This window comes from Microcystis sp. M20BS1, from assembly GCF_020245305.1.
In the GTDB taxonomy this organism is placed as follows: domain Bacteria; phylum Cyanobacteriota; class Cyanobacteriia; order Cyanobacteriales; family Microcystaceae; genus Microcystis; species Microcystis ichthyoblabe_A.
Genome location: NZ_JADBUZ010000005.1, coordinates 1 through 16,285 on the forward strand (window position 1 = coordinate 1; position 16,285 = coordinate 16,285).

Annotated in this window: 14 protein-coding genes; 12 read left to right on the forward strand and 2 right to left on the reverse strand. The window is 42.7% G+C overall.

The window, feature by feature from the left end; genetic code table 11:
* Both IM507_RS00505 and IM507_RS00510 read left to right on the forward strand, forming a co-directional pair.
* A partial coding sequence (locus IM507_RS00505) for a hypothetical protein (RefSeq protein WP_272071955.1) occupies positions 1-206 on the forward strand: 206 nt, incomplete at its 5' end.
* Between the two features lie 37 nt (positions 207-243).
* Positions 244-1,053 carry an aminotransferase class IV gene (locus IM507_RS00510; RefSeq protein ID WP_002733552.1) on the forward strand — a complete coding sequence of 270 codons (810 nt, stop codon included), beginning with the start codon at positions 244-246 and terminating at the stop codon, positions 1,051-1,053.
* 276 nt (positions 1,054-1,329) lie between these two features.
* On the opposite strand, the gene IM507_RS00515 is transcribed toward IM507_RS00510, so the two are convergent.
* Complete coding sequence (locus IM507_RS00515) at positions 1,330-1,680, reverse strand: single-stranded DNA-binding protein (protein WP_002731888.1); 351 nt, start codon at positions 1,678-1,680, stop codon at positions 1,330-1,332.
* Between the two features lie 226 nt (positions 1,681-1,906).
* Between IM507_RS00515 and IM507_RS00520 the strand changes: the two genes are divergently transcribed.
* From IM507_RS00520 to IM507_RS00545, 6 genes are all read left to right on the forward strand, one after another.
* Positions 1,907-2,947 (forward strand): rod shape-determining protein, encoded by a 1,041-nt coding sequence (locus IM507_RS00520; RefSeq protein WP_002793400.1) that lies wholly within the window; start codon positions 1,907-1,909, stop codon positions 2,945-2,947.
* A 73-nt stretch (positions 2,948-3,020) separates the two neighbouring features.
* Positions 3,021-3,770, forward strand: a complete 750-nt coding sequence (gene mreC, locus IM507_RS00525) for a rod shape-determining protein MreC (protein ID WP_042790425.1) — start codon at positions 3,021-3,023, stop codon at positions 3,768-3,770.
* On the forward strand, positions 3,737-4,318 hold the full coding sequence (gene mreD, locus IM507_RS00530; protein WP_123230932.1) for a rod shape-determining protein MreD: 582 nt from the start codon (positions 3,737-3,739) through the stop codon (positions 4,316-4,318). Before mreC ends, mreD begins: the two co-directional genes overlap by 34 nt.
* A 142-nt stretch (positions 4,319-4,460) precedes the next feature.
* Positions 4,461-6,911, forward strand: a complete 2,451-nt coding sequence (locus IM507_RS00535; protein WP_123230933.1) for a transglycosylase domain-containing protein — start codon at positions 4,461-4,463, stop codon at positions 6,909-6,911.
* A 143-nt stretch (positions 6,912-7,054) separates the two neighbouring features.
* The gene (locus tag IM507_RS00540) at positions 7,055-8,815 is read left to right on the forward strand and encodes a M61 family metallopeptidase (protein WP_287636309.1); all 1,761 of its coding nucleotides are present in this window, start codon (positions 7,055-7,057) and stop codon (positions 8,813-8,815) included.
* A 23-nt stretch (positions 8,816-8,838) separates the two neighbouring features.
* On the forward strand, positions 8,839-9,765 hold the full coding sequence (locus tag IM507_RS00545) for a branched-chain amino acid transaminase (RefSeq protein ID WP_123230935.1): 927 nt from the start codon (positions 8,839-8,841) through the stop codon (positions 9,763-9,765).
* A gap of 78 nt (positions 9,766-9,843) precedes the next feature.
* Here the strand turns inward: IM507_RS00545 and IM507_RS00550 are convergent, their stop codons facing one another.
* Positions 9,844-9,993 (reverse strand): hypothetical protein, encoded by a 150-nt coding sequence (locus tag IM507_RS00550; protein ID WP_002761639.1) that lies wholly within the window; start codon positions 9,991-9,993, stop codon positions 9,844-9,846.
* Between the two features lie 16 nt (positions 9,994-10,009).
* On the opposite strand from IM507_RS00550, the gene IM507_RS00555 reads away from it, so the two are divergent.
* The 4 genes from IM507_RS00555 to IM507_RS00570 all read left to right on the forward strand — a co-directional run bounded on the left by IM507_RS00555 (position 10,010) and on the right by IM507_RS00570 (position 16,145).
* Positions 10,010-10,537, forward strand: coding sequence for a Pycsar system effector family protein (locus IM507_RS00555; RefSeq protein WP_002761637.1), 528 nt, complete (start codon positions 10,010-10,012; stop codon positions 10,535-10,537).
* 254 nt (positions 10,538-10,791) lie between these two features.
* Positions 10,792-12,312, forward strand: coding sequence for a circadian clock protein KaiC (gene kaiC / locus IM507_RS00560; protein WP_002797104.1), 1,521 nt, complete (start codon positions 10,792-10,794; stop codon positions 12,310-12,312).
* Between the two features lie 294 nt (positions 12,313-12,606).
* On the forward strand, positions 12,607-13,437 hold the full coding sequence (locus tag IM507_RS00565) for an amino acid ABC transporter substrate-binding protein (protein ID WP_042790526.1): 831 nt from the start codon (positions 12,607-12,609) through the stop codon (positions 13,435-13,437).
* An 83-nt stretch (positions 13,438-13,520) separates the two neighbouring features.
* On the forward strand, positions 13,521-16,145 hold the full coding sequence (locus IM507_RS00570; RefSeq protein ID WP_002734765.1) for a trans-splicing intein-formed DNA polymerase III subunit alpha N-terminal partner DnaE-N: 2,625 nt from the start codon (positions 13,521-13,523) through the stop codon (positions 16,143-16,145).
* Positions 16,146-16,285: the final 140 nt, after the last annotated feature.

Sequence of the window (16,285 nt, forward strand, 5' to 3'; positions counted from 1 at the left end):
AACCCTTATATAGAAAGACATGGCTGCGATTTTTGCCAATTGTTTTCAATCTAGAACGAGCTAATCAATTAAGTCCCTTGCCAGATAAGGATTTAGCCGATTTCTGCCCCCTGATCGAACCATACCAAGTAACGAAGAACCATTATTTTCTGCTAAAATATCATAACTACTCTAGAAGATCCTTAAAACTCAAATCTGATAACTGATAACTGATAACTGATAACTGATAACTGATAACTGATTATGTATTGGTATAATGGCGAATTAATCGAGAATGAGCGAATCAGTCTGGGTATTGATGATATTGGGCTGCTTTATGGAGCCACACTCTTTACTACCCTGCGTATCTATCAACAAAGCTTAGATCATCCCCTAACCCATTGGCAAGAACATCTCCAACGTCTGCACTCTAGTTTACAAGTTTTCCAATGGTCTGATCCCGATTGGCAGCGAATTCGCCAAGGAGCCGAAAAATTATCCCTATTCTATCCTGTCCTGAGAATCACAATTTTTCCCGATGGTAGGGAGTGGATTAAAGGCAGATTTTTACCCGAAGATTTAAACCTTAGACAAGAGCGGGGAATTATTGGGTGGGTAGTGGATAATCCCGCTTGGCAACGCGTTTTAGGAGAGCATAAAACTGGTAATTATTTAACTCCTTGGTTAGCGTCACAAACTGCTCAAAAAAAAGGGGCAAAAGAGGCGATATTAGTCGATCGATTGGGGAATTGGTTAGAAACTAGCACGGGTAATTTATGGGGATGGAAAGATAATTGCTGGTACAGTCCCCTGCTGACTGCTGATATTTTACCCGGAATCGGGCGCTCGGCTTTGATCGGCTGGTTAAAAAAACAAAATATTTCCCTGCAAGAAAATCTCTGGACCCCGGAATTTGTCGGGACTTTACAGGCGATCGCCTATAGTAATTCCTTGGTAGAAATTATCCCTTTTAATTCTATTCTTGGCTCGGATATAGAGATAAATACAGCTATTTATAGAGAAATTTTACCAGATTTACAGCAATATTTTTTTAGTCAATTTGAGAATAAATAGGGTTTGCTGAATAAATCTAAAAACCTTATCCAACAAGGTTTTTAGACTTTTTTTCCCTCAAAAAGTGCCGACCATGGGAGTGATTGGGGGGAAAATTCAGGGACTTTTTCCCTGAAAATTAGGTAATTTACCACCTGAAAATGGGTAAAACCCTACACCCTACACCCCACACCCCACACCCTACCCCCACGAAAAACTTTTTGCCGCAAACCCTAAATAAGGGTGTGTTACTAGAGGCTAACACACCCAAAATCCAGAAATAATGCCGCTTAAGCTTTAAAATTCTCGCTCGGAATTAGCCTCACTATCGCGTTTAGAACCAAGTAAATCTAATTGATCGACGAGAATCACCGGTTTAGAACGAGCTAATCCCGTGTTTTTATCATTCCAGGTATCCATTTTTAAAGAACCCTTAATCCCGATTAAACCGCCTTTTTTCACATAATTAGCGGCCACTTCCGCCGTTTTACCCCAAATTTCCAGATCGAACCAATCTGGCTGATCGCTATTTTTCGAGCGACGATTAACCGCTAAAGTTAAAGTACATAAAACCTTACCCGACTCGAAATACTTGGTTTCCGGATCTCTCCCCGCTCGTCCCACCAAATGAACCAGATTTACACTCATGGTCTTAAATCCTCAATTTAGTACAATAGTATGTTCATTTTAGCCTGAAACCTTAGCCTTGACCGGTGGGCAGCCAGAAAATTAGGCCAAAGACCTGGGTAAATCTGGAGAGAAAGAAGCGATAATTAACTAGACTTGAGAAACAAAACCTAATAAAATCCAAGTCGATTCGATCGAAAGTCTAGCTATAGCAACGTTTTATTGATCAGAACAGGAGTGAAAACAAGTGGCGGGTTTTTTTAGACGTCTAGGCTTATCAAGGGACATAGGTATAGACTTGGGGACAGCAAACACCCTCGTCTATGTATCAGGGAAAGGTATCGTTTTAGAGGAACCATCGGTAGTAGCGATCGATCAAGATCGTAACCCAGTCGCTGTCGGGGAGGAGGCCAAAAAAATGCTCGGTCGCACTCCGGGCCATGTCACCGCTCTGCGACCCCTGCGCGATGGGGTAATCGCCGATTTTTACAGTTGCGAGATCATGTTAGCGGAATTCATCAAACGAGCGCTCGATGGCACGATTGGCAATCCCCGCATGGTAATCGGTGTTCCTAGTGGGATTACTGGAGTAGAAAGACGCGCGGTGGTGGATGCGGCCAAAAATGCCGGCTCCCGAGAAGTGGGGTTAATTGATGAACCCGTTGCGGCGGCCTTGGGTGCCGGTTTACCCGTCTCGGAAGCGACGGGAAATATGATCATCGATATCGGTGGTGGCACGACAGAAGTGGCGATTCTCAGTCTTGATGGGACCGTGATCAGCGAATCGGTGCGCGTCGCCGGGGATGAACTGACGGACTCAATTATCGCCTATCTAAAAAAAGTCCATAACCTGATTATCGGGGAACGTACAGCCGAAGATATTAAAATTCGCCTTGGTTCAGCTTATCCCTCCCCCGGAGATGAATTTCCTCCTCTGGAAGTGCGGGGATTGCATCTCATGTCCGGTTTACCCCGCACCGTGACCATCAAAGCGGAAGAAGTACGGGAAAGTATGGATGAGCCACTTTCCGTGATCGTTGATGCGATCAAACGTACCCTAGAAAAAACTCCCCCCGAATTAGCTGCCGATATTATCGATCGCGGGATCATGTTAGCGGGAGGAGGTGCTTTATTACGGGGACTCGATCGCCTAGTCAGTCACGAAACCGGTATCGTTACCCATGTCGCTGAAGATCCCCTGCGCTGTGTGGTCAAAGGCACGGGAGAAGTGTTAAAAAATCAGAAACTCTTTGAGCGGATCGTTAATGAAACAACTCGCAATGTCTAAAGGTCACTAGGATCGGTTAGCGGCAAAAGACACGGATTCTCACTCTACACAGTCAAGAGGTTTTTAATCGCTCATGTATTCAGCACGACGAAAATGGACACAGCAGAGATGGCGACTTTTGCTGCTTGCTGCCGCTTTGGGGGTAGCTTGGTACATTCGCACCTATCAAAGTGGGGCGATTTTAGAATTGTATGGTTTATTAACTCGTCCTTTTCAGGGAGAGGAAACTAATCTGCAAGAGCAACTTCTGGCCGATCAACGGGTGCGAGAATTACAAAATCGTTTAAGTGAAGTCGAATATCAAAATCAACAATTAAAAAAACAGCTTGGTTATTATCAAACCCAGAAAAAACCCCTGATTTCTGCTCCAATTATTGGCCGCAGCGCCGATGATTGGTGGCAACAGGTGATTATCGGTCGGGGTAGCACCGATGGTGTGCCAGTGGGTGCTTCGGTGACGGGAATTGGTGGTTTAGTGGGACGGATTACGGAAGTTACCCCCCACACCAGCAAAGTTCTATTGGTCAGTAATTCCCAAAGTCGCATCGGAGCAACGGTGAATCGTAGTCGGGCCATGGGTTTAATTCAAGGTCAGAATTCCCAAGTCGCCACCCTGCGCTTTTTTGAAAAAGCTCCCGATGTCAAACCGGGAGATGTGGTGACAACTTCGGCTTTTAGTAGTCTTTTTTCGCCGGGGTTGCCCATCGGTCGTATAATTTCCCTTAATTTACAGGAAAATCCCGCCCCCACCGCCAAAATTGAATTTACCGCCACCGTGGACAATCTCGAATGGGTGTTCGTTCACCCGCAACCCCAGCAGTGAGAAGGGTAATTATGCTGAAATTAAGCCGTTTATCAGCCCGTTCTCGTTTTATACTGAATATTTTAGTCACTATCGCTTCGTTGCTTCTCTGTACCTTTCTTTCCTTAATGCGGCTACCCGGAATGGAGATTTTAGGCATCGCTCCCAATTGGTTACTGATTTGGTTGGTTAGTTGGAGTCTCAATCGCTCTTGTCTCGATAGTGTGGTGGCCGGATTAGCGATCGGCGCTATTCAAGATAGTTTAACCTCTAATTATCCTTCCCATATCATGGTTTTTGGTCTGATCGGTTTCCTCACTTCCCGTTTACACCGACAACGTTATGTTAAAGAAGAATTGATCGCCGTGGTCTTAATTGTCTTTGTGATGACTTTAATCGCTGATGGTGCGATCGCTTTTCAATACTATCTACAAGGAGGCAAAAATCTCGCCGATCTTTGGATCGATTATCAACGCATTGGCCTCACTTCTGCTCTGCTTAGTAGTCTCTGGACTCCCCTCGTCTATTATCCCCTCCAGCAATGGTGGCGACAATTTAGCGATCTTTAAAGAGATAGGAGATAGGAGACAGGAGATAGGAGACAGGAGATAGGAGACAGGAGATTATTTTTATTTATTCTCCCCACACCCCACACCCCACACCCCACACCCCACACCCCACTTCCCCACTTCCCTCACCCGCTCAACTAACATGAAATACAAACAAAAACTTAGTCAATTTTTTCATAATCTTGCTAATAAATTAGGAAATTCCAAGCAACCCCCTAAAGTCGATCCTATCGACTCCAAATCTGCGCCAGTTGCTGGGGAAAAGCCAGTAGAAGCCGCTTACGAAGAAAAAAAGGTTAATTTAGTCTCCCGAACCAGTAGCAAGGCTATAGAGACGTTAAAACCCTTAAAGAACAAATTTACTACCCTGATCAACAATTCTCCCTTACCGCAATGGCGACAACATCCCCGCTTTGGCTTGTACTTGGGAGTAGGATTAGGGGTGACTGGGGGACTTTTGGGGGTAGGTTGGGGCATTTATCGCCTTGAAAGCTCTCTACCGCAAAACATCGCTGATATACAAACCTATGCTCGTCCTGGCACCTTGACAATTGAAGCCGCTAATGGGGAAATCCTCAAGCAAAATGGCCCTAGCACCTACGAAACCGTGAAAATTGCTCAAGTTCCCCCACTGGTACAGGAGGCCTTTATCGCTAGTGAAGACCGTCGTTTTCGCGAACACGGGGGAGTGGATGGTCAGGGTATTGCTCGCGCTCTCTTTTCTAACCTGAGAGCCGGGGGAGTGGTGGAAGGAGGCAGCACCATCACCCAACAATTGGCCCGGATTGTCTTTTTATCCCAAGAAAGGAGCTTTGATCGCAAATTACGCGAAATGCGTATCGCTCAGAAAATAGAAGATAAATATACAAAAGACCAGATTTTAGAGCGTTATTTTCACCTAGTTTATCTCGGTTCCGGGGCCTACGGTCTTGCCGATGCCGCTTGGTTATATTTCAGTAAACCCGTCGATAAATTAACCCTAGCCGAAGCTGCCACCCTTGCCGGCATTGTTCCCGCTCCTAGTCTCTATTCTCCCCTCGAAAACCCTAAATCTGCCCTAGAACGGCGTAATATCGTCCTCAAAACTATGGCCGAGGTGGGATTTATTACTGCTGCTCAAGCCGAACAAGCGATCGCATCTCCCCTAGGCCTTAAAACCAGTCCCCTAAAACGTCTGCAACGGCAAGCGGCCTATTTTACCGATTATGTGGAAAAAGAACTGCCGCAACTGGTTCCCGCTAAAACCCTAGAAGCGGGAGGATTGGTGGTAAAAACTACCCTTAATCCTCGTTGGCAAAGCGAAGCGGAGGAAGTGGTAGAAAGAGCGGTTTCTCGTTATGGCCAGTGGCAGAACTTCCAACAGGCGGCTTTAGTGGCAATTGACCCCAAAAATGGGCAAATTAAGGCTATGGTCGGGGGAATTGACCACGATAAGAATCAATTCAATCGGGTGACACAGGCAAAACGTCAGCCGGGATCTACTTTTAAACCTTTTGTCTATGCGGCGGCGATTGCGGCGGGGAAATCCCCCTATTCTAGTTATAAAGATGCTCAGTATGTAGTGGATGGTTATAAACCGGAAAACTACGGTGATAGGTATAGCGGCCGCGCGGTGTCCATGCGCGATGCTTTGACTTCTTCCCTGAATGTGGTGGCAGTTCAGGTGTTAGTGGCCGTCGGTTGGAATCCGGTGATTAAATTAGCTCAAGATATGGGGATCCAGTCGAAACTTTTACCCACTTATTCTTTGGCTTTGGGTGCTTCGGAAGTCAATCTTTTAGAATTGACCAGCGCCTACGGGACTTTTGCTAATAATGGTGTGCATCAACCAGTTTACGGTATTAATCAGGTACTCGATCGCAATGGTAAAGTAATTTATCAAGCCAATTTTAAACCGAAAACTGCTCTGAATAAAAACACGGCAGCGACGATGACTTGGATGCTACAGAATGTGGTTAATTCGGGAACGGGAACCCCAGCACAAATCGGTCGTCCGGTGGCAGGAAAAACCGGCACTTCTGATAAAGCTCGCGACCTTTGGTTTGTCGGTTATATTCCCCAATTAGTCACGGGAATTTGGCTCGGTAATGACAATAATAAACCCACCAATGGAGCCAGTACCATGTCCGCTTGGATGTGGCGACAATTTATGTTAGAAGCAATCAAGGATATTCCCTATCAAGGTTTCCCAGAACCGAATTTAGGCAAACGTCCGGTGACATTAAAAGCAGAACCCATTAAACCCCGACGTACCTACTTTACCCAAACTACTAACAATCGTTTAGCCAGCAGCGATGAGGGTTCCCCCACCGAAAGACCTATCCGCAGACGGCGACGGGTTCGGGTAAGTCGTGTGCAAACTATCGTTCGTTCTAATACTAGCGAACCGGGCCAACGCCGTTCTAGTCGTCGGCGTACTAGAGTCGCTCCTACCAGCGCCGCCGCTCCTAGTCCTCAAAATACGGCCCCCGCAGCAGCCGAACCGATTACCGTTCCCGTCAATGTGGCGGCTCCCGAAACTCGTTCGGTTCCCCTACCGGTAACTCCTCCCCCCGATGTGGCTCCTCCTGCACCCCCGGCAGAAAGACGCTGAATCGGCAAAAAAAACCGCAGGATTTGCGGGGGTTACAGTTCCAAAACTGCTCGGCCAAATCTTGGAAAACCATCGGATTTTTGGCGGCGAAACCGGGTAAATTAGCCGAAAGCCTGCCGCTATAATAACTTAAAAGCCGTTTAATGCCGATGACCAGTCTTATTTCCCCCACTACCATCTCCTCAACTCGTTTAAGTCTCAGCTATCAAGTGGCTATGTCGGAACCGACTTCGCACCTCTTTGAAGTCACTCTACAGATTACCGGTTGGCAAGCTCCGATTTTAAACCTAAAAATGCCGGTTTGGACTCCCGGTTCCTATCTAGTGCGGGAATACTCCCGTTTAGTTCAAGATTTTCAAGCTGTTAACCTCAACAGTCGCAAAGTTGCCAAAAATCACTGGCAGATTGACAATGGTGACAGTTCCGAAATAACGGTCAAATATCGCGTTTTTGCCCACGATTTAACCGTCAGAACCAACCATCTCGATGATACTCACGGTTACTTCAACGGGGCCGCTTTATTTTTCTATATCCCCGATTATCAAAAACATCCCCTCACCCTGACAATTATCCCCCCCCATGGCGATTGGCGCGTTACCACTGCCTTAAAATCTTTACCCGGACAGAAAAACACCTTTCACGTTCCCGATTTTGATACCCTGGTGGACAGTCCTGTGGAGGTGGGGATTCATCAGTTATACGATTTTGTCGTCGAGGGAAAACCCCATCAATTAGCTATCTGGGGACGGGGAAACGCCAATCCTAGTCAAATTATCGCCGATACCACTAAAATTATTCAAACCGAGTCGGCTATGTTCGGTGGACTCCCTTATGATAATTATCTCTTTTTGCTACATCTTTCGGCGGCTGGTTACGGGGGACTAGAACATAAAAATTCCTGTACCCTTAACTATGCGCGTTTGGGATTACGAGATAAGGATAAATATAATCGTTTTCTGCAATTAGTCGCCCATGAGTTCTTTCATCTCTGGAATATCAAGCGTATTCGCCCAAAAGCTTTAGAAAGCTTCGATTATGACGCAGAAAATTATACTTCTTCCCTCTGGTTTGCCGAAGGAACCACCAGTTATTATGATATAGTAATCCCTCTACGGGCGGGAATATACGATAGTAAGACTTTTTTAGAGCTTTTAAGCAAAGAAATTACTCGTTATCTCAATATACCCGGTCGTCTTGTCCAACCGCTAGGCGAATCGAGTTTCGATGCTTGGATAAAACTCTATCGACGGGATAGCAATAGTGATAATAGTCAAATTTCCTACTATCTCAAGGGGGAATTATTGTCGCTGCTTCTCGATTTACTAATTCGCACCCACACCGATAACCGTCGTTCCCTCGATGATGTTTTACGCTCGATGTGGCAACATTTCGGTAAAGAGGAGATTGGTTATACCGATGGGGAATTGCAGGCAATTCTCGAATCGGCTGCGGGAGTGGATTTAAGCGACTTCTACCAGCGTTATATCGACGGTTTGGCAGAATTACCCTTTAATCAATATCTTGAACCTTTTGGACTCTATCTGCGGGGTGTTGACAATGGGGAGACGATACCTTATCTGGGAATGCGGGTACAGAGTGAAGCGGGTAAAGAAATAATTAAATTTGTCGAGATGGGTTCCCCTTGCCAAAAAGCGGGAATTAATGCTGATGATGAATTATTGGCTATCGATGGATTGCGGGTGACGGCGGAACAGTTAAACGAAAGATTAAAAGACTACCGCGCAGGTGATATTATTCAGATAACAGTCTTTCATCTCGATGAATTGCGAACCCTTGCTGTTCCACTGGCTGCCCCGCAGACGATTCGCTATGAAATTATCAGGGTAGAAAATCCTTCTAATAGCCAGAAACAAAATTTTTCCGCATGGGTAAATCCCGTTTAGTTCTTGGTTAAATCAACAAAAAAATGTCTATTACCGCCGAAATTCCTTTCCTTCCTCTCGCCTATTTTGAGAATAAATTTATCCCTTTTACTGAGGCCAAATTATCCGTTGCTACCCACGCACTACACTACGGAACTGCCGCTTTTGGGGGTTTACGAGGTACTCCCGACCCTAACAATCCGGGACAGATATTATTATTTAGATTAGAACGTCATTGTCAGCGTTTAAGTCAAAGTGCTAAGTTTCTTAATTACGAGATTTCTGCTGATAAAATCTATGAAATAATTATCGATTTTGTGAAAAAGAATCAGTGTCATCGACCTTTTTATATTCGTCCCCTTGTCTATAGTTCAGGGTTGGGAATTGCTCCGCGATTGCATGGTATCGAGAAAGATTTTCTAGTCTATGGTCTAGAAATGGATGATTATTTAGCAGCCGATGGGGTTAACTGTCGGATTAGTTCTTGGTATCGTCAAGAGGATAGAAGTTTCCCGTTGCGAGGTAAAATTAGCGCCGCTTATATCACTTCTGCTTTAGCAAAAACGGAAGCGGTAGAATCGGGGTTTGATGAGGCAATTTTAATGAATTCTCAGGGTAAAGTCTGTGAAGCGACGGGAATGAATATTTTTATCATCAGAAATGGTCAGCTAATTACTCCTAGTTTTGACCAAGATATCCTAGAGGGTATTACTAGAGATAGTGTTTTAACTATTGCGCGGGATTTGGGTATTCCGGTTATTGAAAGACCCGTAGATAAGACGGAGTTATTTATCGCTGATGAGGTGTTTTTAAGTGGCACTGCGGCGAAAATTACTCCGATTAAAAGGATTGAAACTTTTTCTTTACCTGCGGCTAAACCGATTACTTATCAGTTAAAAGAAAAGTTAAGTTCTATCGTTCTTAATCAGGAACCAAAGTATCAAGATTGGATTACTCAAGTTCCTTTATAGTTAGAGAAATTTACTTGATTTTTCCTTGAGATGCGTCAAATGATGGCGCATCTCAAGGAACCCTGAAATAAACAGAATTTATCTATTTTTCGGTTTGATTCCTTCCTGTATGTAGGGTATAGTTCTCTTAGGATCAATCTTCAGCACGGGTTTCTTCCCTGTTGCTGTTTTTTCTTGTTGATTGTCGGTTTTTTGCTGATTTTGATTATTATCGGTTGTATGTTCCATAGTAGAGCAAATAAGTATGACAAATATTCGGCTTACCTATGATTATACCTTAAACTCTATCAAAGTTGTCAAGGATAGTATTAATCAACTAAATACAAAACTTACTTTGATTCTGACTATTAGCGGTGTTTTGGTTAATTTTGGCAAAGATTTACCTGCTTATATAGTTTCCCTTGAATGTAACCAGTCTATTTATCCTTGTCTTAGCTGCTATCTTTTGAAATTTTTGGCTTATTTATTCACAATTATTACTATTGGCTTAGGATTATGGGGTCTATCCCCAGTAGTGGGTGGTGAAATTATCCTACCAGAACAATTGCTTGCTGAGGAATGGAACCAAGCAGAGGAAGAAGACTATCTAACGGCTTTAATACAATATTTACAAACAGAAACTTTAGTTATAATCTCTAAAATTAGAGAGCAAAAAGCAATTAGATTAAATTGGGCAATTAGGACGATAGTAACAGCAGTAATCTTGTTTTTATTAGATGAGATGATTTTTATTTCTATTCCTGTTTTGGGTAAATTTTGTGCGGGGATATAACCCTAACTACCTTACTGCGCTAACACAGCCTACTTAATATTTTCTTGAAAAATAAGCTCTTGGGATTATTTATTGATCATTTATATTCGAGAAATTCTCAGCAGATAATGTGGATAATCTAGTCGATATTGTCATAAAAGTTAACAACGCTCACTGAATTTTCTTGATACACCCCAACTAGGGATAAATTTCTGGTATCGCCGGTCACTGAAATAGGTACAATAAACATTGGCTCGTTTTCATAGAGAACTTAAATGACGCAAAATAATCCCCTAGAGTTGATTGAGAAGTTAGAAACAGGAATCCCCGGCTTTGATTTTCTTTCGGAAGGGGGATTACCGAAAGGACGAGCAACTTTGATAGCGGGGACGGCAGGAAGTGCTAAAACGGTTTTTGCCTGTCAATTTCTCGCAGAAGGCATCAAAAATGGAGAAAATGGCGTTTTTGTCACCTTCGAGGAGCCACCCCAAGCACTAAGAAAAAATATGGGTGGTTTTGGTTGGAATATCCGGCAGTGGGAGGAAAATCGCCAATGGGCCTTTGTCGATGCTTCCCCCCAACCAGAAGAAAAGCCGATGGTGACAGGAGAATACGACCTAGGCGCATTAATCGCTCGCATTGAGTTTGCTATCCGCAAAAATAAAGCCAAACGGGTGTCTATGGATTCTTTAGGCGCAATTTTTAGCCATTTAAGTGACAGCGCTCAAGTGAGAAGTGATCTTTTTCGTCTGGCAACCGCTTTGCGAGAATTGGAAGTAACAGCGATTATGACCGCAGAAAGAACCCAAGAATACGGCGAAATCAGTCGTTATGGGGTGGAGGAGTTTGTGGCCGATAATGTGGTGATTTTACGCAACGTTTTAACCGATGAGAAAAGAAGAAGGACGATCGAAATTTTAAAATATCGGGGAACCGATCACCAAAAAGGAGAATTTCCTTTTACAATTATTCCCAACAAAGGGGCCGTGATTATTCCTTTATCAGCCATTGAATTAGAACAAAAATCCTCTAATATTCGTATTACTTCCGGCAGTCTGGAACTCGATAGAATGTGTGGGGGTGGTTTCTTCCGCGATTCGGTTATTTTGGTTTCGGGAGCCACAGGAACAGGAAAAACCCTGATGGTGACAGAATTTATGGCTGGGGGAGTAACCAATGGGGAAAGATGTTTAATTTTTGCCTTCGAGGAAAGTCGCGAACAGTTATTTAGAAATGCTACCGGTTGGGGGGTGGATTATGACCGCATGGAAAAGGAAGGTAAATTAAAGGTAGTCTGCCGTTATCCCGAAACTACGGGTTTAGAAAATCATTTAATTATGATGAAGGAAATTATCGAGGAGTTTCAACCTAATCGAGTGGCAGTAGATAGTTTATCTGCTTTAGAAAGGGTTTCTAATCTGAAAGGATTTCGGGAATTTATTATCGGTTTGACTTCTTTTATTAAGCAAAAAGAGGTGGGAGGATTATTTACTTCCACCACTCCCACTTTATTAGGAGGTTCCTCGATTACGGAAGCGCATATTTCTACAATTACCGATTCAATTATTCTGCTGCGTTATGTGGAAATGTATGGAGAAATGCGCCGCGGTATCACTGTTTTAAAAATGCGCGGTTCTATGCACGATAAGGATATTCGTGAGTTTTCGATCGATCATCAAGGTATGCACATTGGTCAACCTTTCCGCAATGTTACCGGAATTCTGGCCGGAACTCCTATGTACACAGCACAAACAGAAGTAGAACGTTTGAGTGGATTATTTGAGGATCGTAGTTAGGGTTTGCGGCAAAAAGTTTTTCGGTGGGGGTAGCGTGTGGGGTGTAGGGTGTGGGGTGTAGGGTTTTACCGATTTTCATCTGCTCAATTACCTAATTTTCAGGGAAAAAGTCCAGGGATTTTCCCCCTGATCACTCCCAGACGAGGCACTTTTGGATTTTAAAAAGGTCTAAAAGTCTTATCCAACAAGGTTTTTAGATTTATTCAGCAAGCTCTAGTTAAAATATAGCAGCATTTGCTAATCGTGCGTCGGTTGTTAGCTTTTTTCTCCCTATCTCCTTCTTGCTTTCTTGATATGTCTAAAAACTTTTGGTTGATTTTTCTAGGTCTTTTACTGATAAATAATCTACATTTATCAGCCTTGGCAGAAACAGTTTTACAAAGAATTGCTCGCACGGGAGAATTAAAAGCGGCAGCCAGAAAAGATGCTGTTCCCTTTAGTTATATCGATGAGAAAACGGGACAATGGACAGGTTACGGAGTGGAATTAATGCGCTTAGTCCAACGTCGATTAGCACAAGAATTAGGTAAACCGATTACAATAACCTTTACAGAAGCGACGACTAACAATCGTTTTCAGCAAGTGGAACAGGGACAAGTAGATTTATCCTGTAATGCGGCAACAATCACGGAAGAAAGACTAGCAAAGGTTAATTTTTCTATTCCCTATTTTATGACGGGAGCGCAATTTTTAACTAAAAGGGAAAATGTTGATAAAATAGATATTAATAACACTTTAGCGGCAGTTGCGATCGCCTATATTCCCCATACCACCACCGATAGTATTATTCGTTATATCTATCCTCTGGCTAATTGGCAAGCTGTCAGCGATCGAAGTGAGGCAGTGGCAAAATTACAAAGGGGAGAAGTTAAAGCAGTGGTTAGTGATGGAATTCTTCTACTGGGGGAACTCGTTAAACAAGGACAGGATCCGCGACAATTTGTGCTACTACCCAGTCAACCGATTACCACCGAACTTTATGGCTGTATTTTACCCAAAAACGATCCCGAATGGAAAAAATTTGTTGATACTGTTGTTGGCAGCAATGATAACCAGAAACTGCGAGAACAATGGTTTAATTTAGAAGAAAGTTCTTTCCCCTATAGGATTCTCAATCAACCCTAAAAATAGACTGTGATTGCTGAAAATTAAAAGTCAGTAAATTCTAGTTTTTTTGCTTTTTACTTGTTACTTTTTCCTGAAAAATTATGTCTTTTGTCGGTTTACATATTCACAGTGATTATAGCTTACTTGATGGTGCTTCCCAATTACCGGCACTAATTGATCGAGCGATCGAATTAGGACAACCAGCGATCGCTTTAACCGATCATGGAGTCATGTATGGTGCGATCGAATTAATTAAAACCTGCCGTAATAAGGGAATAAAACCAATTATTGGCAACGAAATGTATGTAGTTAATGGCGATATTGAAGTCAATCTTCGCCACCGAAAATATCATCAAGTTGTTTTAGCCAAAAACACGCAAGGCTATAAAAATCTGGTTAAATTAACTACTATTTCTAATCTGAAAGGTATTCAAGGTAAAGGCATTTTTGCTCGTCCTTGTATCAATAAAGAGTTACTCCAACAATATCACGAAGGATTAATAGTTACCAGTGCTTGCTTGGGTGGAGAGATTCCCCAAGCAATTTTAGCTAATAATAGAAAATTGGCTAAGGAAACTGCTAAATGGTATAAAAAACTTTTTGGTGATGATTTTTATTTAGAAATTCAAGACCACGGTTCTAAAGAAGATCGGATTGTCAATGTAGAAATAGTTAAAATTGCTAAAGAATTAGGAATTAAAGTAGTTGCTACTAACGATTCTCACTTTATTTCCTGTTACGATGTAGAGGCACACGATGCCTTACTTTGTATTCAAACTGCCAAGTTAATTACTGAAGATAAACGCCTCCGTTATAGCGGAACAGAATACTTAAAATCTGCTGATGAAATGCGTTTACTTTTCCGTGATCATCTGCCAGAAGATGTGATTGAAGAAGCGATTAATAACACCTTAGAAGTAGCAGAAAAAGTCGAACCTTATAACATATTTAATGAACCAAGACTACCTAACTATCCAGTTCCTGCCGGACATACTGCTGATAGTTATGTAGAAGAAATTGCTTGGTTAGGATTACTAGAAAGATTAAAATGTCCTTCTCGTCACGAGATTGAACCCGTTTACAAAGAAAGGCTGGAATACGAATTAAAAATGTTACAGAAAATGGGATTTTCTACCTATTTTCTCGTCGTTTGGGACTATATAAAATATGCTAGAGATCATGATATACCCGTCGGTCCAGGACGCGGTTCTGCGGCCGGTTCTTTGGTAGCATATTCTTTAAAAATAACTAATATTGATCCCGTTCATCACGGTTTATTATTTGAGCGTTTTCTCAATCCTGAACGGAAATCTATGCCTGATATTGATACGGATTTCTGTATCGAGAGACGGGATGAAATGATCCAATACGTCACGGAAAAATACGGGGAGGCTAATGTTGCTCAAATCATTACTTTTAACCGCATGACATCAAAAGCTGTCTTAAAAGATGTGGCGCGGGTGTTAGATATTCCCTACGCCGAATCGGATAAAATGGCGAAAATGATTCCCGTTTCTCGCGGTAAACCCACACCTTTAAAAGTGATGATTTCCGATGAAACTCCCGAACCGGCATTTAAGGAAAGATACGATACGGAACCCCATGTGCGTCATTGGTTAGACATGGCAATTCGCATCGAAGGTACTAATAAAACCTTCGGAGTTCATGCTGCGGGAGTCGTCATTTCTTCCCAACCTTTAGATGAAGTGGTTCCCCTCCAGAAAAATAATGATGGGGCGGTAATTACCCAATATTTCATGGAGGATTTAGAATCATTGGGATTGTTAAAAATGGACTTTTTAGGGTTAAGAAATTTAACTACTTTGAAAAAAACCGCCGATTTAATTAAACAAAATCAGGGCATAGAAATTGATCTGGATCAATTGCCTTTAGATGAAAGAAAAGCCCTGCAAATTCGGGCCAAAGGGGAACATAAAAAACTACCTCCCGATATTCTCAAAACCCACGGATTACTAGAAGAAGGGGATTTAGAAGGTATTTTCCAGTTAGAATCGTCGGGGATGAAACAGATAGTTAAAGAGTTAAAACCATCGGGTATTGAGGACATATCTTCAATCCTAGCACTCTATCGTCCCGGTCCTTTAGATGCGGGATTAATTCCTCTCTTTATTGGCAGAAAACACGGTAGAGAACCCATTCGTTATGATCATCCTTTATTGGAACCAATTCTTAAGGAAACCTACGCAGTTTTAGTCTATCAAGAACAGATTATGAAAATGGCGCAGGATTTAGCGGGTTATTCCCTAGGAGAAGCGGATCTATTGCGTCGGGCAATGGGTAAGAAAAAAGCTTCCGAAATGCAGAAACAAAGGGAGATGTTTATCGATGGTGCTGCTAAAAATGGTGTGGAAAAAAGAATCGCTGAAAATCTCTTTGAACAGATGGTAAATTTTGCCGAATATTGTCTGGGAGGTGAGACGTTAATTTTAACTGAGGAATACGGATTATTACCAATTGCTAAAATTGTGAGCGAAGAAATTAACTGCACTGTTTATACTGTTGACCAAAATGGTTTTGTTTATAGTCAACCAATCTCTCAATGGCACGAGCGAGGTTTACAAGAAGTCTTTGAATATACCCTAGAAAATGGCCAAACTATCCAAGCAACCAAAGATCATAAATTTATGACTAGCGACGGAGAAATGTTAGCCATAGATACAATATTTGAGCGCGGTTTAGATTTAAAATCCTCTGATTTTTCCTAAAAACCAAACCCCCCAATCTTGTGGGATTGAGGGGTAGGAAAGAATAATCCTGGCATCGAGCTATTGTCCCGGTCGGCAACCCGACAAGTATCTTGGCCACGGTGAAGTTTCACAACCGAGTTCGGGATGGAATCGGAGTG